The sequence below is a fragment of the Capnocytophaga sp. ARDL2 genome, from assembly GCF_041530365.1.
In the GTDB taxonomy this organism is placed as follows: Bacteria; Bacteroidota; Bacteroidia; order Flavobacteriales; family Flavobacteriaceae; genus Flavobacterium.
The window spans coordinates 2338435-2358883 of the sequence record NZ_CP168034.1; the positions used below are offsets into that span (position 1 = coordinate 2338435).

General features: G+C 34.4%; 18 protein-coding genes. 10 read left to right on the forward strand and 8 right to left on the reverse strand.

The genetic code is table 11. The annotated features are described in order from the left end of the window. Positions 1–34: 34 nt before the first annotated feature. Positions 35–622: a peptide deformylase gene (def, locus tag AB4865_RS11840; RefSeq protein ID WP_372473502.1), complete on the reverse strand. Its 588-nt coding sequence runs from the start codon at positions 620–622 to the stop codon at positions 35–37. Positions 623–1179: 557 nt separating this feature from the next. On the opposite strand from def, the gene AB4865_RS11845 reads away from it, so the two are divergent. Genes AB4865_RS11845 through AB4865_RS11855 form a run of 3 tightly spaced genes read left to right on the forward strand, consistent with a single transcriptional unit; the run spans position 1180 to position 2046 of the window. Beyond that, on the forward strand, positions 1180–1350 hold the full coding sequence (locus tag AB4865_RS11845) for a hypothetical protein (RefSeq protein ID WP_372473503.1): 171 nt from the start codon (positions 1180–1182) through the stop codon (positions 1348–1350). Next, the gene (locus AB4865_RS11850) at positions 1331–1846 is read left to right on the forward strand and encodes a hypothetical protein (protein WP_372473504.1); all 516 of its coding nucleotides are present in this window, start codon (positions 1331–1333) and stop codon (positions 1844–1846) included. The genes AB4865_RS11845 and AB4865_RS11850 overlap by 20 nt, the downstream gene beginning before the upstream one ends. Then, positions 1840–2046, forward strand: a complete 207-nt coding sequence (locus AB4865_RS11855) for a T9SS type A sorting domain-containing protein (RefSeq protein WP_372473505.1) — start codon at positions 1840–1842, stop codon at positions 2044–2046. The genes AB4865_RS11850 and AB4865_RS11855 overlap by 7 nt, the downstream gene beginning before the upstream one ends. Before the next feature lie 151 nt (positions 2047–2197). Here AB4865_RS11855 and AB4865_RS11860 read toward each other — a convergent pair whose 3' ends face one another. Further along, positions 2198–2413: a hypothetical protein gene (locus AB4865_RS11860; RefSeq protein WP_372473506.1), complete on the reverse strand. Its 216-nt coding sequence runs from the start codon at positions 2411–2413 to the stop codon at positions 2198–2200. A gap of 221 nt (positions 2414–2634) precedes the next feature. Here AB4865_RS11860 and AB4865_RS11865 point away from each other — a divergent pair, with 221 nt between their 5' ends. The 3 genes from AB4865_RS11865 to AB4865_RS11875 all read left to right on the forward strand — a co-directional run bounded on the left by AB4865_RS11865 (position 2635) and on the right by AB4865_RS11875 (position 9063). After that, positions 2635–5103: a TonB-dependent receptor domain-containing protein gene (locus AB4865_RS11865; RefSeq protein ID WP_372473508.1), complete on the forward strand. Its 2469-nt coding sequence runs from the start codon at positions 2635–2637 to the stop codon at positions 5101–5103. Positions 5104–5249: 146 nt separating this feature from the next. Beyond that, complete coding sequence (gene fabV, locus AB4865_RS11870; RefSeq protein ID WP_372473509.1) at positions 5250–6446, forward strand: enoyl-ACP reductase FabV; 1197 nt, start codon at positions 5250–5252, stop codon at positions 6444–6446. Between the two features lie 88 nt (positions 6447–6534). Next, on the forward strand, positions 6535–9063 hold the full coding sequence (locus tag AB4865_RS11875) for a hypothetical protein (RefSeq protein ID WP_372473510.1): 2529 nt from the start codon (positions 6535–6537) through the stop codon (positions 9061–9063). A gap of 48 nt (positions 9064–9111) precedes the next feature. Here the strand turns inward: AB4865_RS11875 and AB4865_RS11880 are convergent, their stop codons facing one another. Then, positions 9112–9744, reverse strand: coding sequence for a nitroreductase family protein (locus tag AB4865_RS11880; protein WP_372473511.1), 633 nt, complete (start codon positions 9742–9744; stop codon positions 9112–9114). 236 nt (positions 9745–9980) lie between these two features. Here AB4865_RS11880 and prfA point away from each other — a divergent pair, with 236 nt between their 5' ends. The 4 genes from prfA to sucC all read left to right on the forward strand — a co-directional run bounded on the left by prfA (position 9981) and on the right by sucC (position 13739). Further along, positions 9981–11054 carry a peptide chain release factor 1 gene (prfA, locus tag AB4865_RS11885; protein WP_372474914.1) on the forward strand — a complete coding sequence of 358 codons (1074 nt, stop codon included), beginning with the start codon at positions 9981–9983 and terminating at the stop codon, positions 11052–11054. A gap of 10 nt (positions 11055–11064) precedes the next feature. Continuing rightward, complete coding sequence (locus AB4865_RS11890) at positions 11065–11484, forward strand: PH domain-containing protein (RefSeq protein WP_372473512.1); 420 nt, start codon at positions 11065–11067, stop codon at positions 11482–11484. Positions 11485–11596: 112 nt separating this feature from the next. Beyond that, on the forward strand, positions 11597–12409 hold the full coding sequence (gene pyrF / locus AB4865_RS11895; protein WP_372473513.1) for an orotidine-5'-phosphate decarboxylase: 813 nt from the start codon (positions 11597–11599) through the stop codon (positions 12407–12409). A gap of 136 nt (positions 12410–12545) precedes the next feature. Beyond that, positions 12546–13739: an ADP-forming succinate--CoA ligase subunit beta gene (sucC, locus tag AB4865_RS11900; protein ID WP_372473514.1), complete on the forward strand. Its 1194-nt coding sequence runs from the start codon at positions 12546–12548 to the stop codon at positions 13737–13739. A gap of 387 nt (positions 13740–14126) precedes the next feature. On the opposite strand, the gene AB4865_RS11905 is transcribed toward sucC, so the two are convergent. From AB4865_RS11905 to AB4865_RS11925, 5 genes are all read right to left on the reverse strand, one after another. After that, positions 14127–15032: a hypothetical protein gene (locus tag AB4865_RS11905; protein ID WP_372473515.1), complete on the reverse strand. Its 906-nt coding sequence runs from the start codon at positions 15030–15032 to the stop codon at positions 14127–14129. A gap of 254 nt (positions 15033–15286) precedes the next feature. Next, positions 15287–16879, reverse strand: coding sequence for a 2-oxo acid dehydrogenase subunit E2 (locus tag AB4865_RS11910; RefSeq protein WP_372473516.1), 1593 nt, complete (start codon positions 16877–16879; stop codon positions 15287–15289). Between the two features lie 3 nt (positions 16880–16882). Further along, on the reverse strand, positions 16883–17881 hold the full coding sequence (gene pdhA / locus AB4865_RS11915) for a pyruvate dehydrogenase (acetyl-transferring) E1 component subunit alpha (RefSeq protein WP_372473517.1): 999 nt from the start codon (positions 17879–17881) through the stop codon (positions 16883–16885). Positions 17882–17995: 114 nt separating this feature from the next. Next, positions 17996–19402: a hemolysin family protein gene (locus tag AB4865_RS11920; protein ID WP_372473518.1), complete on the reverse strand. Its 1407-nt coding sequence runs from the start codon at positions 19400–19402 to the stop codon at positions 17996–17998. A gap of 158 nt (positions 19403–19560) precedes the next feature. Next, a complete protein-coding gene (locus AB4865_RS11925) occupies positions 19561–20445 on the reverse strand; it encodes a hypothetical protein (protein ID WP_372473519.1) in 885 nt (294 codons plus the stop codon). Positions 20446–20449 lie beyond the last annotated feature (4 nt).

Genomic DNA, 20449 nt, shown 5'->3' on the forward strand with positions numbered 1-20449 from the left:
TGCAAATATCAAAAATTGTACTAAAAGTACAAAATTATCTTCCTTTTTTATTCATCAATTTCATTTTGTAATCGGGTCTTACTTTGGCATCGATGATATTTTGTAATTTTTTGTTATTTAGTTTTTTCTTTAAAGACGATATTCTATCTGTAAACAACACTCCTTCTATATGGTCGTATTCATGCTGAATCACACGTGCTGCAAACCCTGTAAATGTATCGGTGTGTTTTTGAAAATTTTCATCCAAATATTCGATGGTCACATTTGGCTTGCGAGAGACATCCTCTCTTACCCCTGGTATAGAAAGGCATCCTTCATTAAACAACCACTCCTCTCCTCCTTCTTTCAATATTTTGGCATTAATAAATACTTTTTTAAAGTCTTTCAAAAAATCTTGCTCTTCTTTTGTCAAATCTTCGTCTTCTGCAAAAGGGCTACAATCTACCACAAACAATCGAATAGGCAAATCTACCTGTGGTGCCGCCAACCCCACTCCATGAGCATTGTTCATCGTTTCAAACATATTCTCGATCACCTCATTGATATTTGGGTAATCTTTCGTTATTTCTTCGCATTGCTTTCTCAATACGGGATCTCCATATCCTACAATTGGTAATATCATTTTCTATTAATTTTAGTGCAAAATTACAAAATTCTATTCTTTATTCACCACAATAGAGTTTTTTTCACAACGGAGTATCTGAGTTTTTTATTTTTTTATAATGGAAATTCTGTGTTAAAAACCAAGTTATAGCAAAACTTCTAAGAAGTTAAAAACCTCTCAATTATCACAATCACTGTACTATTGGAGTAAATAAAAACTTCGCCAAAGTTCTAACCACAACGATAAAACTTTGGCAAAGATCACACCAGTAGCTCTTTATAAAAGAAACAATAAAAAAAACATTTTTTATTTCAATAACTTAAATAAAGTATAAAAATTTGTATCTTTGTATTAGATAAAAGTTAAATAGAAAAAAAATGCTATCATTTCCTACATATTGTTTGAGTAATAGCATAGAAAAAAGGATTGAAAGAACCGTCTATCTATCTATTCATCTATCGTAGATAATCTATCATATTTTATCATAAAAAATCATAGCGAAGTCGCTGTCTGCTAAAGACAATGGCTTCGCTTTTTTATTTGATCAATGTAACTAATTTTAAACCATAATATACATGAAAAAAATTTTATTTTTGGTTGCGGCTATGGGATTTGCAACGACATCTTCTGCACAAATCGTAAACATTCCTGATTTTGCTTTTAAGCAACGATTGCTTGATCATAATCCGGTAATTGACACTAATGGCGATGGTGAAATACAAGTGAGTGAAGCCGAAGCGTACTAATGGTGTCAAAAATATATCGAGTAACGACATTACCTCATTGGAAGGTATTGAGGCGTTTACCAATATTACAAAACTTATCTACACAAATCACTCTATTTCGACCACTGTTGTTCTGGGAAACAAACCTCATTTAAAAGAAGTAATTTTGAACAGATATTATTCACCTACAGATGGAATTACTTCTTTTTTTGCAATAGCACCTCAACTTGAATTTCTAGTGTTGAGTAAAAACAAACATACTCAATTGGATGTTTCCAACAATACCAATTTAATATACTTGGAGTATAATAATAATCAACTTACTCAATTGAATATGGCAAATGGCAATAATAATGCATTAAATTTTACGATAGTTGATAACAATCCCAATCTCACTTGTATTCAGATAGATAGCACACTAAATTCTTACTGGGTAAAGGATGCTCACGCTTATTGGAGTACAGACTATAACTATCCCTCGCTTTCTACAGATGCTAAAAACCTGTTAATGTGTTGATTGCAAATCCTGTACAAGATGTGTTGCATATAAAATTGGAGGCAAGCATCGAGCGAATAGAAATTTACAATATGGCTGGGCAACGTATAAAAGTGTTGGAGACACAAGAACGCACTGTATCTGACCTCGCAAAAGGGATGTATCTGATGACGCCCACTACCGACAAAGGTACTGTAACAGAGAAAATCATCAAGGAATAATTTACTTTTTATAGTTTCAATAAAGGCTGTTTAATCGTTTTCAAACAGCCTTTTTTTAATAAATCAAAAAACTCTAAAAAAATAACCTCATTAAACAGCAAACTATTCAATGAGGTAAACTTTATTTTATTGTATATCGAAACAGTATTTTTTAAATAAAAAAATGTTCGCTTTCGTTATAATTTTTCAAATAAGATTGAACATCTTCTTTTCCGTACATCAAATCTTTTACAAAATCGATAAAATCCAACACAATTTCTTTTACACGTTTTATCATTTCTACCAAATGACCAAACATTTTCAAAAACCATTCGTAAACCGTTTGAATTCTGTCTATTATGCTAATTAAAATTTCAGTTGTTTTCATTTCTTTTATTTTTTTGACGAATTTACAAAGAAAAATTGATATTCTTACGTGTTTTATAGAAATTTAATGTATTTTTCACTTTATTTAGAATCAATTACTTGAAAAACAGCGTTTTTTACAATTGTTTTAACGTATCTACTTAGTTCTTTTTTCTTTTATTAACTCATTCATCTTACTATTACAATTATTTTTGCAGTAAAATAAAAACTAAAATAACTACAATGAATTTTAAACAATCACTTTTTAGCGTAGTTACTTTGTTGGCTACATCGCAATCTTTTGCTCAAACCAACGAGGTAAAGGTACGAGGCACAATCATTGATGCCAATACCAATCTACCTGTAGAGTATGCTACCGTGTCGTTTTTTGATGCAAACGATCCGAGCGTAACTTATGGTGAGCTAACTGACGGAAAAGGTACTTTCAACATTCCGGTAAAAAGAGGTGTGTACAACATTCGCATTGATTTTTTTGGTTATACTACTCATGAGATTAAAAACAGAGAAATTAGTAGCAACACCGATTTAGGGGCTATTCGTCTAAAAGTAAATGCGGAAGAATTAGAAAACATTGTAATTAATGTAGAACGTTCTCCTGTAGAAATTTACTTGGACAAAAAAGTGTATAATGTAGGAAACGACCTTGTTGTACGCGGGGGAAATGCTGGTGATGTATTGGACAATATTCCTTCGGTAGAAGTGGACTCCGACGGAAATGTGAGCTTGAGAGGTAATGAATCTGTACGTGTACTCATCGACGGTCGTCCTATGGGAATGGCTGCAAGTATTTCGGATGCTCTGAAAATGCTTTCGGCTGATGCCATCGACCAAGTAGAAGTAATCACCAACCCATCTGCTCGTTATGAAGCCGAGGGGGGGAGCGGTATCATCAACATCAAATTGAAAAAAGGGAGCAATACTGGTTTTAACGGCAGTACTACGCTTACAGTGAGCGACCCTTGGGGATACGGTGGTTCTGCCAATATAAACTACAAAGGAAAGGGATATAATATCTATTCAAATTTAGGTTATAGAGACAACAAATCGTTTGGAAATTCATTAAACGAATTGGAATATTTCGACAACAATGGTACGACAACCAAATTTGTAAACGAATACGGAAAAAACACCAATCGACACAAAGGTTTTAACGGAAATATTGGATTTGACGTTGACCTTACACCTCAATTGAACTGGAGCAACAACATTGATTTCAGACAAGGTATGGGAGACAATACTCGAAAAGTGGATTATGACAATTTGTACGCAGACCGCTCGTTGAACTATTCGAATGTGAGAAATTCGACAGAATTAGGCGATAGAAAATCTTTTGATTATACAACTGAGTTTTTGTACAAATTCAAACAAAAAGGACACGAATTATCAGTTTCGGCAAATATTTCTAAAAACGATTCAAATGGAGATGCTGATATCGGTACTTCTGACAGAAATACAGCGGTTATCCATTTCAACGACAAAACCTACTCTACTAATGATGAGGCTCGCAATCAAATCAAAGCCGATTATGTATTGCCTATCGGAACAGGTAGATTTGAGGTTGGATATATGGGGAATTTCAACAATCTGAAATCTTCGTTCAATGTATTGTCTTTGCAAGGTGGCGTTTTTGTAGATAGAGATATTTACAAAAGTAATTTGGAATACATCGAAAACATTCAAGCGGTTTATACCCAATATGGAAATAAATTTGGAAAATGGAACTATATGCTCGGTTTGAGATACGAAGATTCGAGAATCGATATCAACCAAAGAGCAACCAATGATTTTAATGTAAAAATATATTCAAATTTATTCCCAAGTGTTTTTGTAAATTACGAATTAGCTCAAAACGAAACTGTATCGTTTAATTACAGCCGTCGTATCCGCAGACCAAGAGGATTTTTCATCAACCCAATTTCAAGTTATTCGAGTTCGATCAATTTCTTTAAAGGAAATCCAAACCTCGATCCTGCGTTTACTAATGCGTTTGAATTGAGTTATATGAAAAAGTGGAATTATTTTACAATAAACACCACGGCATATTTAAACTATACAACCAATGCCTATACGGTAGTTCGTACAGTTGACGGAGTAAACGAAGAAGGTATCCCAATTACCTACGCAAATCCTATCAACTTGGCTACAGAATACCGACCAGGTTTGGAAATCAATGTAAATTATACTCCTTATAGATGGTGGAGAATCAATGGTAATATAAATATGTATCTGTTGTCTCGCAGAGGAGACTATACATTCAAAGAAGAAAGTACGGGAAACCTAGTAACACAAAACTTTGATGTAGACACCTTTACAATGACTGCACGATTAAACAACCGTGTAACATTGCCTTACGGTATCGAATGGCAAACCAATGGTTCGTTTAGAGCAGGAGAAAAAACCGCTCAAGGGCGTACATTGAGTACATTTGATGTAAATTTAGCATTTGCAAAAGATATAATCAAAGACAAAGCATCCTTGTCATTGAATGTTTCGGACTTGTTCAACTCTCGTAAGCGTATGCTCGAAACCAATATGGATTTGGCAAAAGGATACTCTGAAATGCAATGGAGAGAGCGTACCATCAACTTGTCGTTTACTTATCGTTTCAACCAAAAGAAACAAGACCAAAGACAAAGACGCAGAACGCAAAATCCTAATGAGTCATTCTCTGATGAAGACATGATGATGTAACATTTAGTAAGTAGTACATCACAACACTATAAAACAGGCAAACTTTTTCGTTTGTCTGTTTTTTTGTGCTAAAAATACAGGAATATGAATATATTTTAATTTCACAGAGAAAATCATTACATTTGCCAATAAAAACATTCGAAAATATGATTATCAAACCACGAACTCGCGGATTTATATGCCTAACTTCACACCCAGATGGAACGGCTCAAAACATTAAAAATCAAATAGACTATGTAAAAAAACAAGGAACATTCCAAGGGCCTAAAAAAGTATTGGTTATTGGTGCTTCTACAGGTTTTGGTATTTCTTCTCGTATCACTGCGGCTTTTGGTGCAGGTGCTGCAACGATTGGTGTGTTTTTTGAAAAACCTACAGCTCCAGGAAAACCAGGTACTGCAGGATGGTACAACAGTGCGGCTTTTGAAAAAGAAGCTCAAGCAGCTGGTCTGTATGCAAAATCTATCAACGGAGATGCGTTTTCTGACGAAGTAAAACAGCAAACCATCGATTTGATAAAAAAAGATTTAGGTCAAATAGATTTAGTAGTATATAGTTTAGCGTCTCCTCGTCGTACGCATCCAAAAACAGGTGTAGCATATTCTTCGGTTTTAAAACCTATCGGACAACCATTTACCAACAAAACAGTTGATTTTCACTCAGGTGTAGTTTCAGACATTTCGATCGCTCCTATCGAGTCTCAAGAAGACATCGACAATACCATCGCTGTAATGGGTGGTGAAGATTGGAAATTCTGGATGGAAGACTTGCACAAAGCAGGTGTTTTGGCTCCAAACGTTCAGACAGTAGCGTATTCGTACATTGGGCCAGAATTGACTTTCCCTATTTATAGAAACGGTACCATCGGTCAGGCGAAAAACGATTTAGAGGCTACTGCAACTACCATTGACCAAATTTTATCAAACATCAACGGTAAAGCTTATGTTTCTGTAAACAAAGCCTTAGTTACTCAGTCGAGTTCGGCAATTCCAGTAGTACCGTTGTACATTTCGTTGTTGTACAAAGTGATGAAAGACAAAAACATTCACGAAGGAACTATCGAGCAAATGTACCGCTTGTTCAACGAAAGATTGTACACAACAGACGGTCAAGTACCTGTTGATGAACAAGGAAGAATCCGCATCGACGATTGGGAAATGCGTGACGATGTACAAGCCGAAGTTTCTAAATTGTGGAACGAAGCAACTACAGAAAACTTGGAAGAAATTTCAGACATCAAAGGTTACAGAGATGATTTCTTCAACTTGTTTGGATTCAATTTCGACAACATAGATTACGATGCAGAAACCAACGAAGTAATAGAAATCCCAAGTATTCAATAAATATAATAAAAACTGTCCGATTGGGCAGTTTTTTTGGTTTTGTATGATTTTTCTTTGTAATTTTATCAGAATATAACCACATTTCAATATGAAAAAAATAGTTTTCAGTATAGGATTGATACTATTTAATTACACAGTATCCAACGCATGTGCCTATTACGACATGGATGGCGATTATTTCAATCTTTTCACACAAGATCTCATCAAAGACAAATCGTTGACTCCTTTTTTATTGACCTATGAAAGTAGATTTTATGGTGAGGAAAATAATACTGTTCAAAATGAAAACATTTTGCAATGGCAGCAATTTTTCAATGGAAAATTGACTTATAATGAGACTTTACACTTGATTTTCAAAATGCCTGTTGAAAAATTGATTGACTATAGAAATGGTTTTTCCACTGAAAATTTACTAAAAAAATTGGGCAACTATTATTCCAACAAAGAAGCTATAGAATACCTTATCATTGCTAAAAAAATCGAACCTTTTATGAATATTCTTCCTCACGAAGAGGGACAAAATTGGTATTTTTCTTCTTACTACAAAAAAGAAAAAAGTATAAAAAATATCAATTTTAACAAAACGCTCAATACCCTTGAAAAAAATTTGTCTGAGGTAAAAAACAAAGAAATAAAACTAAGATATGCCTACCAAATTGTACGTTTGTTTCACTACAAGAAAATGTACAAAGAGGCAGTTGCCGCATTTAACCTGTATGTAAAACCATTAGAAAACGATTCGGCTATCTACTATATGGCAGTCGATCAGTACGGTGGTGCATTGAATGGATTGAAAAGATATGACGATGCAAATCAGGCGTTTTTACAAGCGTTTATAAATTTGCCCAGTTTGAGAGAACAAATTTTTCTTTCGTTTAAGCTAAAAGAAGACACACGATTTTTTACCCTTGTGAAAAACGCTAAAACCAAAGAAGAAAAAGCATTTGCTCATTTCCTTCTAGGATATGATAGTTTCTCAAATCCAATGGGTCAGATAGAAAACATCTACAATATTGACCCAAATTCCGAATTATTGAAAGTTATGATAGCCCGTGCTGTCAATGGTTTAGAACGTTCCTATCTACCTATTACCTACCGTTTTGCAACATACAATCAGAGTTATTATGTAACAAATTCAAACACAGACAACACAGCTTTGTACGCCAATCCATTGCGATTACCGTTGGCTACTAACAATTTTTACGATTACTATGCAGAAGATTACAATTATTTGAAAGACCTACATCAAACCGTAGTAAAAATCAAAAAACAATCGTCAGATGCCTATTGGAAGATGGTAGATGCTTATTTGCATTTTTTGCTGAAAGATTATAAAAAAAGTGAATCGTTATTAGCAACCATCACTACAGACAATGAGGAATATTTGGCTCAAATAGAATCACTCAACATCTTGATTGATATCGTTTCGCAACCTGTGATTGATCCAGTTTTTGAAGAAAAAATGTATGCAAAATACAGGTCTAAATTTATTTCTGTGAGCGAACCACCTCATTATTTGCCTGATAACAAAACCAATAGTTTTGTAAGGGACATCATTGCCAATCGCTACTTTTTGCAAAAAGAGTATGGAAAATCGTTTTTGATGACCAACAAACTTTCGGCTTTGGGCGAATACCTCGATTTGGATTTGGTAAAATCGGTAAAAGCTTTTTATGATAAAAAAGAAAAAAATAATTTTGAAAAACACATCATTAGTAAAAATATTGAAGATTTGAAAGATGCGGAATCCTTTTTTGAATTGATTTTTGGAAATTTAGAAATGAAAAAAGGAAATTTTGCTCAGGCTAAACAGCATTTTGAAAAAGTAAAAAATTTCAAAGGTCTGAAATACGCAGATGCTGTTTATATTCCAGAAAAAGATGAATACATCTCCAAACCAAGAGAATACAAACAAAACGAATACAATGGTTTTAGCGGAATACCTTCTTTAGTTTTTGGTTACAATAAATTTGTCAGCTACGAAAGTGTGGACACCTTTACCATGAGAAAAGAACCGTTTAGCTTTCCGTTTATCAAACCCTATATGAACAAGTTGGAATTGGTCGAGGCTGCCTTGCAGTTGCAAAAAATTGGTCAAGGAAAAGGAGTCGAAGCAGCCAATGCCAATCAGTTATTGGCAAATATGATGTACAATACCTCTATTTTGGGATATTACAGACACCTGTTTGTCAATGATATAAACAATAGAAATGGAGGGAAATTCAATTTTGTAAATCCTGACCATGTTGCCAAAAATATGTTTTTGTACTATGATAGTTGGCTTTCGATTCCGCAAGAAGATTTTGACCAAATCATCAGCTATTATCAAAAAGCATTGAATCACGCAAAAGACGATGAGCAAAAAGCTAGAATATTGTTTCAAATGGCAAGTGCCGAACAAGGAACATACTATCAATGGGAAGCTAATCAAACGTTTAACGAACAATATGATAGCAAAGATTGGACGAGAAAAATCAATGAATACGAAAACAAATTACTCAAACACAAAAGAGCAAATTACAAAAAATATTTTGCCCAACTCAAAAAGTATGCTCATACCCATACCTATCAAGATTTGAGAGCAACTTGTTCGTACTTTTACTATTACGTAAGATAAAATAAAAAACCAAGACAATTGTCTTGGTTTTTGTTGTAAATACATCACTTATTCTATGATATGCAAAAACTTTTCTTTAGGTTGACGAACTTTTTTCAAGCCAACCAACCAATCTCCTCCTTCGGCTCTATGACCAATAGCAAGCATCGTTTGAGATTTCAATCCTCTTTCGTCCAATTTTAAAAATTTATCCAAATCCTCATTTACAAAACCTTCCATCGGAGTAGCATCTACCCCCAACAAAGCACATTGAGCTATTGCCAATCCAAAGCTGATGTACGATTGCTTTCCTGCATGAGCCGCCTGTTGCTCTTTAGTCAAAGCAAACAATGTTTCTTTCAATCCTTTCACATAAGCTTCCGTTTCAGAATTTGGTAAATTTCGCTCCTTATTCATATGATTAAAAATATGATCGATACGCTCGTCAGTATATTGATCCCATGAAGCAAATACCAACAAATGCGAACATTCTACAATTTGCGGTTGATTGTAAGCTATCGGTTGAATTTGTTTTTTGATTTCAGGGTTACTAATGACAAAAATTTCGTACGGTTGTAAACCCGAAGAAGACGGAGCCAAATGAGCCACCTCTATGATTTGATTAATTTTTTCGTCTGCAACACTCGTTCCATTCATTTTTTTCGTTGCATAACGCCAATTTAACGCTTTTATTAATTCCATTGTTTTACTTTTATGATCAAATGCAAAGTTCCATATTTTTTTTTAGAAATTAATCAGCAAAACAAAATGATTTTTAAAAGATCAAAAGATTTTCAAATAAAAGATTTGTTGTTGACCGAAAGTTTGACATTATTTTTCCCATCTAAAAAAAGAGAAAAATTTAAACTGAAATTAGTAACAATCAGTGTAAAAAATTCGTACTTTTGCAGACAAATTTTAGAACAGTATCAGTTATGATGTTAGAAAGATTACAGTTTGTAAAACAGCGTTTTGACGAAATTTCGGATTTGATTATCCAACCAGATATTATTGCCGACCAAAAACGTTATGTACAGCTCAACAAAGAATATAAAGACCTAAAAGCGTTGGTAGAAAAACGCGAAGAATATATCAATACCGTTGGAAACATCGACGAAGCTAAAGAAATTTTAGCCGATGGTAGCGATGCCGAGATGGTAGAAATGGCAAAAATACAATTGGAAGAAGCTCAGGAGCGTTTGCCACAGTTGGAAGAGGAAATCAAATTTATGTTGATTCCAAAAGACCCGGAAGATGCGAAAAATGTAATGGTAGAGATCCGTGCAGGTACAGGTGGAGACGAAGCGAGTATCTTTGCAGGTGATTTATTCCGTATGTATACCAAATATTGCGAATCGAAAGGTTGGCGTACTTCTGTGGTGGATTTAAACGAGGGGACGTCGGGTGGATACAAAGAAATCATTTTTGAGGTAACAGGTGAAGATGTATACGGTACATTGAAATTTGAAGCAGGCGTACACCGAGTGCAACGCGTACCGCAAACCGAAACGCAAGGTCGTGTGCATACATCCGCCGCTACGGTAATGGTATTACCAGAAGCGGAAGAATTTGATGTACAAATCGACATGAACGATGTGCGTATTGATTTGTTCTGTTCGTCAGGACCTGGAGGTCAGTCAGTAAACACTACCAAATCAGCAGTGCGTATGACACACATCCCTACGGGATTGGTAGCTCAATGTCAGGACGAAAAATCACAACACAAAAACAAAGACAAAGCCTTGGCAGTATTACGTTCGCGTTTGTACGAAATGGAATTGGCAAAAAAACAAGAAGAAGATGCAAAAAAGAGAAATTCGCAAGTATCTTCAGGTGATCGTTCAGCAAAAATCCGTACTTACAACTATCCACAAGGGCGTGTGACTGACCACAGAATTGGCTTAACGATTTATGATTTGGATGGTGTGATGAACGGAAACATTCAAAAAGTAATCGATGAATTGCAATTAGTTGCAAATACAGAAAAACTGAAAGAATCTGAGGTGTTTTAATTAATAAAATATGAAACAAACCATCAAAGCAAAAAAAGGAATATTTGCTGGTGTAATCATCTCATTAGCTTTTGCAATAGCAACAATCCCTGTTTGGTTACTATTGGACGAAAACGAACCTAAAGATTATTTAGGTTTTACAGCGATATTACCTTTGTTTTTGATTATTTGGGCTTTCTTTTCTACAAAATACGCTGTTGATGATAAATATTTGTACTATCAATCGGCATTTTTGAAAGGAAAAATAGATATAGCATCTATCACCGAAATAGAGAAAAATAAAACGAGTTGGGTAGGTACAAAACCTGCGTTGGCAACAGGCGGATTGATTATCAAACAAAAATATAACGAAATCTATATCGCACCTGAAAACAACGACAAACTGGTTGAAATGCTGTTAAAAATCAACCCAGAGATTGTAGTGAAGTAACTGATTTTTTTACAACATTACTTTTTAAACTCATAGAAACATAGGAGATATATAGTTTTTTAACACAAAAAAATTAATATCTCTCGGTGGCTAAAAAATACAAAATAAATACATGACAACACAACAATTATACGAGCAAATACAAAAAAAACAATCCTTTCTTTGTATAGGATTGGATGTGGATTTAAACAAAATCCCACAACATTTATTAGCAACCGAAGACCCCATCTTTGAGTTCAACAAAGCAATCATCGATGCCACACACGATTTGTGCGTATCGTACAAACCCAACACCGCTTTTTACGAAGCCTACGGTTTGAAAGGTTGGCAATCGTTGGACAAAACCATTCGTTACATCAACGAAAACTATCCAGAGATTTTCACCATTGCCGATGCCAAACGAGGAGATATAGGCAACACTTCGGCTATGTATGCCAAAGCCTTTTTTAAAAATATGGCATTTGATAGTGTAACGGTAGCACCCTATATGGGAAAAGATTCAGTAGAGCCGTTTTTGGCTTTTGAAAACAAGCATACGATTTTGTTGGCATTGACTTCCAACCAAGGTGCTTTTGATTTTCAAACACAAAACATAGGCGAAAAACCTGTATATCAGCAAGTATTAGAGACTTCAACTACATGGACAAATTCAGAAAAATTGATGTATGTAGTAGGAGCCACTAAAGCAGAATATTTCACAGAAATCAGAAAAATTGTTCCTAATGCGTTTTTATTAGTACCAGGAGTGGGAGCTCAAGGCGGAAGTTTGGTTGAAGTTTGTAAATACGGATTAAACGACCAAGTAGGGTTACTTATCAACTCATCACGAGGGATTATTTACGCATCAAACGGAGTAGATTTTGCCGAAAAAGCTCGAGAAGAAGCCTTGAAATTACAAACCGAGATGAAGGAGATATTGAAATGAGCTATGACAACAATATATCAAATTTCATTTCCTTTCTTTACTAAAAAATAAAAATGAAATCAAAAACACAGTAAAAAATTAGGTAATACACCATTAAATAAGTAACTTTGTCGAGTTTAAAAAATATCATATAAAAATGAATTTACACGAATATCAAGGAAAACAAATACTTTCGAGCTACGGAGTACGCGTTCAGAGAGGACATGTGGCAAACACAGCTGACGAAGCAGTGGATGCAGCTAAACAATTAACAGAAGAAACAGGAACCGGTTGGCATGTAATCAAAGCTCAAATCCACGCAGGTGGTAGAGGAAAAGGTGGTGGTGTAAAATTGGCCAAAAACCTTGACCAAGTAAAAGAAATAGCAGAACAAATCATCGGAATGGATTTGATTACTCCGCAAACACCTCCTACTGGAAAAAAAGTACATAAAGTATTGGTAGCAGAGGATGTATATTATCCAGGTGATAACGAAACTTCAGAGTTTTATATGTCTGTACTTTTAAACAGAGCTACGGGTAGAAATATGATTATGTATTCTACAGAAGGTGGTATGGATATCGAAGAGGTTGCAGAAAAGACGCCTCACTTGATTTTTACTGAAGAAATTGACCCAGCCGTAGGATTGCAAGGTTTCCAAGCAAGAAAAATCGCTTTCAACTTAGGATTGTCAGGTCAAGCGTTTAAAGAAATGGTAAAATTCGTTGACAAATTGTACAACGCTTATGTAGGATGTGACGCTTCTATGTTTGAAATCAACCCAGTATTGAAAGCTTCTGATGACCAAATCATCGCGGTTGACGCTAAAGTAACATTGGATGACAACGCTTTATACCGTCATGCAGACTACGCAGAAATGAGAGATATTACTGAAGAAAGACCAATCGAGGTAGAAGCAAAAGCAGCTGGATTAAACTATGTAGATCTTGACGGAACTGTAGGATGTATGGTAAACGGAGCAGGTTTGGCAATGGCTACTATGGACTTAATTAAATATGCTGGATTCGAACCAGCGAATTTCCTAGATGTAGGGGGTACAGCAGATGCAAAGCGTGTAGAAATCGCCTTCCGTATCATTTTGAGAGATCCAAATGTAAAAGCTATTTTGATTAACATCTTTGGAGGTATCGTTCGTTGCGACCGCGTTGCTCAAGGTATCGTTGACGCTTACAAAAATATGGGAGATGACATTAAAGTACCAATCATCGTTCGTTTGCAAGGAACAAACGCAGATTTGGCAAAACAAATCATAGACGAATCAGGTATGCCAATCTTATCGGCTATCGAATTCCAAGAGGCATCTGATAGAGTTAAAGAAGCATTATCATAATATCAGTTTTTAATAGTTATTAAAAAAACTATCCAAATGAAAATTTGGGTAGTTTTTTTTTTAAAACTTCTCTCAATGAACGAAAAATAAATAAAAATAGAGTTTTGTTTTTATTTAAGTTTATAATGATGAATATAACTAATAAAAAAACAAAAATCATTAAAGATTACTCTTAAATATTAAAATCTTTTTACTGTTAAAACATTATTTAAGAAGGCTTTACATTTGACAATTTACCACCAATATAAAAAAACTAATATGAATTTAAAAGAAAAACAACACATTGCTTTTTTATAATATCCTAAAGCAATGGATTTTAATATATTCAAGAAGTATAAAAAAAAACTGCTCGAAAATTCGAGCAGTTTTTTTTTATATCAATAATAATTATTTTTTAATAGATTTCAAATAAGCATCAAGATTTTTCATTTCTTTAGCCTTTTGAGCTTGAGATTTAATAGTAACTTTTCCTTTTGATTGAAAACTTTGGAAATCATTCAGAATCTGCCCACTGTAATTAACTACGTAATCTACACTACCTGTAATATTAGCTACTGTATTTACAGTCAAAATAGACGTTCCTACACCGTCAAATGTATTATATGTTACTGTTCCACTTGAAGGTTGACCTCCTTTGTTTTCATCGTTGATAAATAACGCTCTAGTAGAATACAATCTATTTTGATTTTCACCTGGGAAAGTAAGCGAAGTTATATTACCAGCTATTACTCTGCCTTGTTCATTCACTTCTGCGTTTTCAATCACAACATCAGTATCGAATGTGTAAAGCACTAAATTACTAGATTCATTAGGATTATTTCCTTCAAAGAAAAATTGCCACCACCATGCTTCGTAACCTGTTTCACTATCTGGATTTTGATAATACCCAGCAATTCTAATAAGTCCATTAGAAATATTTGCAGTTACACCATCATGTGTAATTGTACCTGAACCTGAAATATCTTCAAATGGATTTACAAAAAACTCAACTTCTACGTATTCACTATCCAAAGCTCCTTCTCTTTTAGCTTTTACAGTAACTTTTCCAGCTGTAGCAGATGTAAATGTATTTCCTGAGATTGGTTCATCATTTACCAAGAAAGTTGTAGATGAAGTAACATCGACTCCTTCTAAAGTAGCTGTAACTGTAACATTTGTATTTACTTGAGCTTCTGTAGCACTTACTTCTATTTTTAATTTATGTTTTGATGGTTGTGGTGTATCATCAACTTTAACTGGCTTATCATCTTTACCACAAGAAACTGTCAATGCACTGGTCGACACTAATGTCAACGCAAATAACGAATAAATTACTTTTTTCATATTCTTAAATTATTTTTTAATTGATTTATGGGCAAAAGATATATATATTTTCTTAACTAGCAAAACATTTCCCATAAAAAAATCACAATTTAACATTTAAAGATTTAAATCAACAAAAACAATCACTGATTATCAACATGTTAAACTATAAACTATCAAATTATTTAATCTACAAACAAAAAATCGCTTTTTGAATCTTTTCAAAAAGCGATTTTCATTATGTATTAAGCTAACATAGTTACTGGATTTTCGATGTAGGATTTCAATGTTTGTAAGAAATCTGCTCCCATTGCTCCATCTACGGTACGGTGGTCGCATGCTAATGTTACTTTCATAGTGTTTCCTACTACAATTTGTCCGTTTTTCACCACTGGTTTTTCAATAATAGCTCCTACAGACAAAATAGCTGAATTGGGTTGATTGATAATCGAAGTGAATTCTTCAATACCAAACATTCCTAAATTTGAAACAGTAAATGTTGACCCTTCCATTTCTTTTGGCTGTAATTTTTTGTTTCTTGCTTTTCCTGCCAAATCTTTGATTGCTGCTCCGATTTGAGACAACGAAAGCATATCTGTATGATTTACCACTGGTACTACCAATCCGTCTTCCACAGCTACAGCCACACCAATATTTATATGATGATTGATGATGGTAGCGTTTTCTGTCCAAGATGAATTTACTTGTGGATGCTTTTTCAACGCCATTGCACATGCTTTTACTACCATATCGTTGAACGATACTTTAGTATCAGGCAAGTTGTTGATGTTTTTACGAGCTTCGATAGCATTGTCCATATCCAACTCTACAGTCAAATAATAATGTGGAGCTGTGAATTTTGATTCAGACAATCTTCTTGCAATCGTTTTACGCATTTGAGAGTTTTTCACTTCTTCTACTTGAACGGTTCCTGCTACCGTTGGGGTGGAAACTACCACTTTTGGAGTTTCTTCTGCTTTGGTGATTGGAGCTGTCGATTGAGATGTGTTGAAATTATCAACATCACTTTTTACAATTCTTCCATTTTCACCCGAACCTTTTACCAAAGACAAATCAATTCCTTTATCTTGGGCAATTTTTTTAGCCAATGGCGAAGCGAAAATTCTCGAATTTGAAGTATTAGCAACTGCAACCTCCTCTTCTTTTGTCTCTTCAACTTTTGTTTCAGCAGGAGTTGAAGTAGTTTTTGCCGTTGTGATATTTCCGTTTAGCAAAACAGAAACATCTGTTCCTTCTGGACCAATGATTGCCAAAACATTATCAACAGGAGCTGTTTGTCCTTCTTCAATTCCTATGTGTAGCAAAGTTCCTGCATAGAAAGATTCAAATTCCATTGTAGCCTTGTCTGTTTCGATTTCAGCCAAAATATCACCTTCCGAAACTTTATCACCTACTTTTTTCAACCAAGTAGCTACTGTACCTTCTGTCATGGTATCGCTCAAACGAGGCATTGTTACTATCGACACATTTGAAGGGATTTCTACCGTTGGTTGAACAGTTGTTTCTTCTGTTTTTTCAGTTTCTTCTGTTTTTTGTGAAAAAGGAGCACCTCCGTTCAACATCAATTGATAATCTTCGCCTTCATTTCCTATAATAGCCAAAACACTATCCACTGGAGCTGTATCTCCCTCTTGTACTCCTATATATAATAGGGTACCTGAATGGAATGATTCAAACTCCATCGTAGCTTTATCCGTTTCGATTTCTGCAAGAATATCACCTTCAGAAATTTTATCTCCAACTTTTTTCAACCACGCTGCTACAGTACCTTCTGTCATGGTATCGCTCAAACGAGGCATTGTAATGATTTCTGCCATGTCTTATAATTTATGAGGAATAAATGGATAATTTTCTTGTTCGTAAACTACATCATACATTACCGAAGTTTCTGGATATGGAGATTCTTCAGCAAATTTTTCGCATTCGTTTACCAAATCTCTCACTCGGTTGTCAATTACTTCGATTTCTTCGTCAGTAGCCCAATTGTTTTGTTTGATTACCTCCAAAACTTGAGTAATTGGGTCTATTTTTCTGTACTCTTCTACTTCCTCTTTTGTACGATAGTGTTGAGCATCAGACATTGAGTGTCCTCTGTATCGGTAAGTTTTCATTTCGAGGAAAGTTGGACCTTCGCCACGACGAGCTCTTTCAATAGCCTCGTGCATTGCTTCAGCAACTTTTACAGGATTCATACCATCTACTGCGTAAGAAGGCATTTCGTATCCCAATCCCAATTTCCAAATATCAGTATGGTTGGCAGTTCTTTCCACCGAAGTACCCATTGCATATCCGTTGTTTTCACAGATAAACACCACTGGCAATTTCCACAACATAGCCATATTAAAGGCTTCGTGAAGAGAACCCTGTCTTGCAGCACCGTCTCCGAAATAAGTCAATGACACCCCACCAGTTCCTAAATATTTTTCAGCAAATGCCATACCTGCACCCACAGGAATTTGAGCTCCTACAATACCATGTCCACCATAAAATCCGTGTTCTTTAGAAAAAATGTGCATAGAACCACCCAAACCTTGAGAAGTACCTGTTGCTTTTCCTAAAAGTTCAGCCATTACTTTGCGAGGATCTACTCCCATACCGATAGGTTGCACATGGTTTCTGTAGGCAGTAATCATTTTGTCTTTGCTCAAGTCCATAGCGTGTAAAGCCCCAGCTAAAACCGCCTCCTGACCATTGTACAAGTGTAAGAAACCTCTTACTTTTTGCTGAATGTATAATGCAGCTAATTTATCTTCAAACTTTCTCCAAAACAGCATATCTTCATACCATTTCAGATATACTTCTTTTGTAAATTCTTTCATATAAAAGTAGATACTATGATTTAATATTTATAAAGGTTGTCCTTTTTACAACGGACAAAGATACTTTATTTATTGCAAAAGGAAAAAAAAACGCTATTAAAATCCCTTTGAATATTATACTTCTGTTGACAATTCTATGACTTCACCTTCAATAAACTCTTCTTTTACGGTCAATTGTATTGACTCTACAGAGTTACGGTACATTTTTAAAACAGTTCCGTGATAGTGAGTAAAATCTAATAAATCCCCTTCTTGTAAATCTATTTCAGATTCATTATTCATTTCAGAAATCAATCCAGCTAATGTATCATAATGTTCACTTTCTTCAAAAGGAAATGGCAACAATCGATTAATATCTGATATATTTTCATGAGAATTTACAATATATACACCTGTTTGCAAAGATTTTACAACTGGTTCTTCGTTGTCGTATTCATCTTGAATTTCTCCTACCAACTCTTCTAAAATATCTTCCAGAGTAACCAATCCAGAATATTCTCCTACTTCATTGGTTACAATAGCAATTTGAGAGTGTTCGGATTGAAATTTTTTCAAAACGGTTTTTATCAATGTTGTTTCCGACACAAAAATTGGTTCTCTCAAAATAGATTTCAACTCAAAATTTTCACCTTTTTGAGTATATTCTTTAAACAAATCTTTGGTATATAGTAATCCTAATACATTGTCTTTGTTATCGTCATAAACTGGATAACGAGAATATCCTTCAGTTAGAGTAAAATCAATAGCTTCTTTTACTGTAGAATTTACATCAACACTCGAAACATTTTTCTTTAGAGTAAACACATTGGTTACTCGACGGTCGTCAAATTCGAATACATTTTGAATCAATTCTCTTTCTGTTTCTTGAATAGCTCCTCCTTCTTGACTTTCGGTTATAATCATTTTCAACTCTTCTTCAGAGTGTATTTCACTTCCGTGAATTGGAGTAATTCCGACAGCACGTAAAATTACGTTTGCCAGACCATTCATCAACCAAATGACTGGTTTGAAAACAATATAAAATAAACGCAATGGCCATGCAATCGCAAATGTAGTTTTGGTTGGATGTTGGATGGCTAATGATTTTGGTGCTAATTCACCAAATACTATATGCAAAATTGTAATGATAACGAAGGCTATTGGAAAAGATAAATTTTGTGCAATCGTATCGTATTTTTCTCCTACGAAACCAAAGAAATGAAAACATCTCATAACCACTGGAGTCAAAGAGCTTTCTCCTACCCAACCTAATCCTAATGAAGCCAAAGTAATTCCCAACTGCGTGGCAGCTAAATAGGAATCTAACTGAGCGACTATCGTTTTTGCTGCAGAAGCTACACTCGAACGAATATGCTTTTGCACCTCGATTTGTGACGATCTCACTTTTACGATTGCAAATTCGGCTGCTACAAAAAAACCATTTAAAAATACTAAAAAGATAGTCAATATCAGTTTCCAGACCGATATTTCATCTCCTTCTCCTATAGGTAATACCAAGCTACTCAGGGGTATATTATCCATATTGTCTTATTTTATACAATTAAAGTTATCCAACAAAAGTATGATTTTTTTTACAATAACTAAAACTATTTTTTATTATTGAATAAAATAAATTGCATTAAACAAAAAAAGCACCTTGATTTCATTTCAAGACGCCTTTTTCATGTCAAACAAATAAATTATTTTTTCATTTTTGCTTCGTTTAACTTTAACTCAGCTTTTTGTACTTCGATTTTATATTTATTCACTTGGTTTTCTAATTTCAAAATGTTTTGCTTTGCTTTTAATTCTTTTTCTACGCTTAGCTTTCTTCCTAGCATTTTTCTATCAAAATCATTTTTAGCTTTTGCCAATTTATTTTCAGCTTTTGCCAATTTATCTTTTGATTTTTGCAAAGATTTTGAAGCACTATCTATTCTTTTTTGAGCTTTTTCTTCTTTTTTCAAAGCTTTTACTTCAGTTTTTCTTTCTTTTTCAGCTACTTTTGCTGCTTTTTCAGCTGCTTTTGCTTCTTCTTTTGCTTTTTTAACTTTTGCTTTTTCTTGCTTTGCCAACTCCTTTTCTCTTTTCAAAGCTTCTTTTTCTTTTTTAGCTTCAGCTTCAGCGATTTTTTGTTGGGCTTTTTCTCTTTGCTTAGCAACCTCTTGCTCTGCTTTTATTCTTGCTTGCTCTGCTTTTATTCTTGCTTGTTCTTCATTTGCTTTAGTTTGCTCTGCTTTTATTCTTGCTTGTTCTGCTTTTATTCTTGCTTGTTCTTCATTTGCTTTAGTTTGCTCTGCTTTTATTCTTGCTTGTTCTGCTTTTATTCTTGCTTGTTCTTCATTTGCTTTAGTTTGCTCTACTTTCAAACGTGTTTGCTCTGCATTATATTCTTCAGACGAATGTGTTTGTACAGATGGTGACGTTTGAGTATCTTCTGACAAATATGCCTCGATAGTTTCAATTTCCTTTTCTTGACCTGTAACGTCTTTAACAATTACTGTTTGTGATTGCGTTGTTACTTCTTGTGCATTTACCATTCCTACCGCAAACAAGGTACATAAACTTACAACTATTTTTTTCATGTTA

Excerpts from the sequence above, each read along its gene's own strand:
- AB4865_RS11925 (WP_372473519.1), bottom strand. The coding sequence starts at position 20,445 with ATGAAAAAAATAGTTGTAAGTTTATGTACCTTGTTTGCGGTAGGAATG.
- pdhA (WP_372473517.1), bottom strand. The coding sequence starts at position 17,881 with ATGAAAGAATTTACAAAAGAAGTATATCTGAAATGGTATGAAGATATG.
- AB4865_RS11910 (WP_372473516.1), bottom strand. The coding sequence starts at position 16,879 with ATGGCAGAAATCATTACAATGCCTCGTTTGAGCGATACCATGACAGAA.
- pyrF (WP_372473513.1), top strand. The coding sequence starts at position 11,597 with ATGACAACACAACAATTATACGAGCAAATACAAAAAAAACAATCCTTT.
- AB4865_RS11845 (WP_372473503.1), top strand. The coding sequence starts at position 1,180 with ATGAAAAAAATTTTATTTTTGGTTGCGGCTATGGGATTTGCAACGACA.
- AB4865_RS11920 (WP_372473518.1), bottom strand. The coding sequence starts at position 19,402 with ATGGATAATATACCCCTGAGTAGCTTGGTATTACCTATAGGAGAAGGA.
- AB4865_RS11875 (WP_372473510.1), top strand. The coding sequence starts at position 6,535 with ATGAAAAAAATAGTTTTCAGTATAGGATTGATACTATTTAATTACACA.
- fabV (WP_372473509.1), top strand. The coding sequence starts at position 5,250 with ATGATTATCAAACCACGAACTCGCGGATTTATATGCCTAACTTCACAC.
- AB4865_RS11880 (WP_372473511.1), bottom strand. The coding sequence starts at position 9,744 with ATGGAATTAATAAAAGCGTTAAATTGGCGTTATGCAACGAAAAAAATG.
- AB4865_RS11860 (WP_372473506.1), bottom strand. The coding sequence starts at position 2,413 with ATGAAAACAACTGAAATTTTAATTAGCATAATAGACAGAATTCAAACG.
- AB4865_RS11890 (WP_372473512.1), top strand. The coding sequence starts at position 11,065 with ATGAAACAAACCATCAAAGCAAAAAAAGGAATATTTGCTGGTGTAATC.
- sucC (WP_372473514.1), top strand. The coding sequence starts at position 12,546 with ATGAATTTACACGAATATCAAGGAAAACAAATACTTTCGAGCTACGGA.
- def (WP_372473502.1), bottom strand. The coding sequence starts at position 622 with ATGATATTACCAATTGTAGGATATGGAGATCCCGTATTGAGAAAGCAA.
- AB4865_RS11865 (WP_372473508.1), top strand. The coding sequence starts at position 2,635 with ATGAATTTTAAACAATCACTTTTTAGCGTAGTTACTTTGTTGGCTACA.
- prfA (WP_372474914.1), top strand. The coding sequence starts at position 9,981 with ATGTTAGAAAGATTACAGTTTGTAAAACAGCGTTTTGACGAAATTTCG.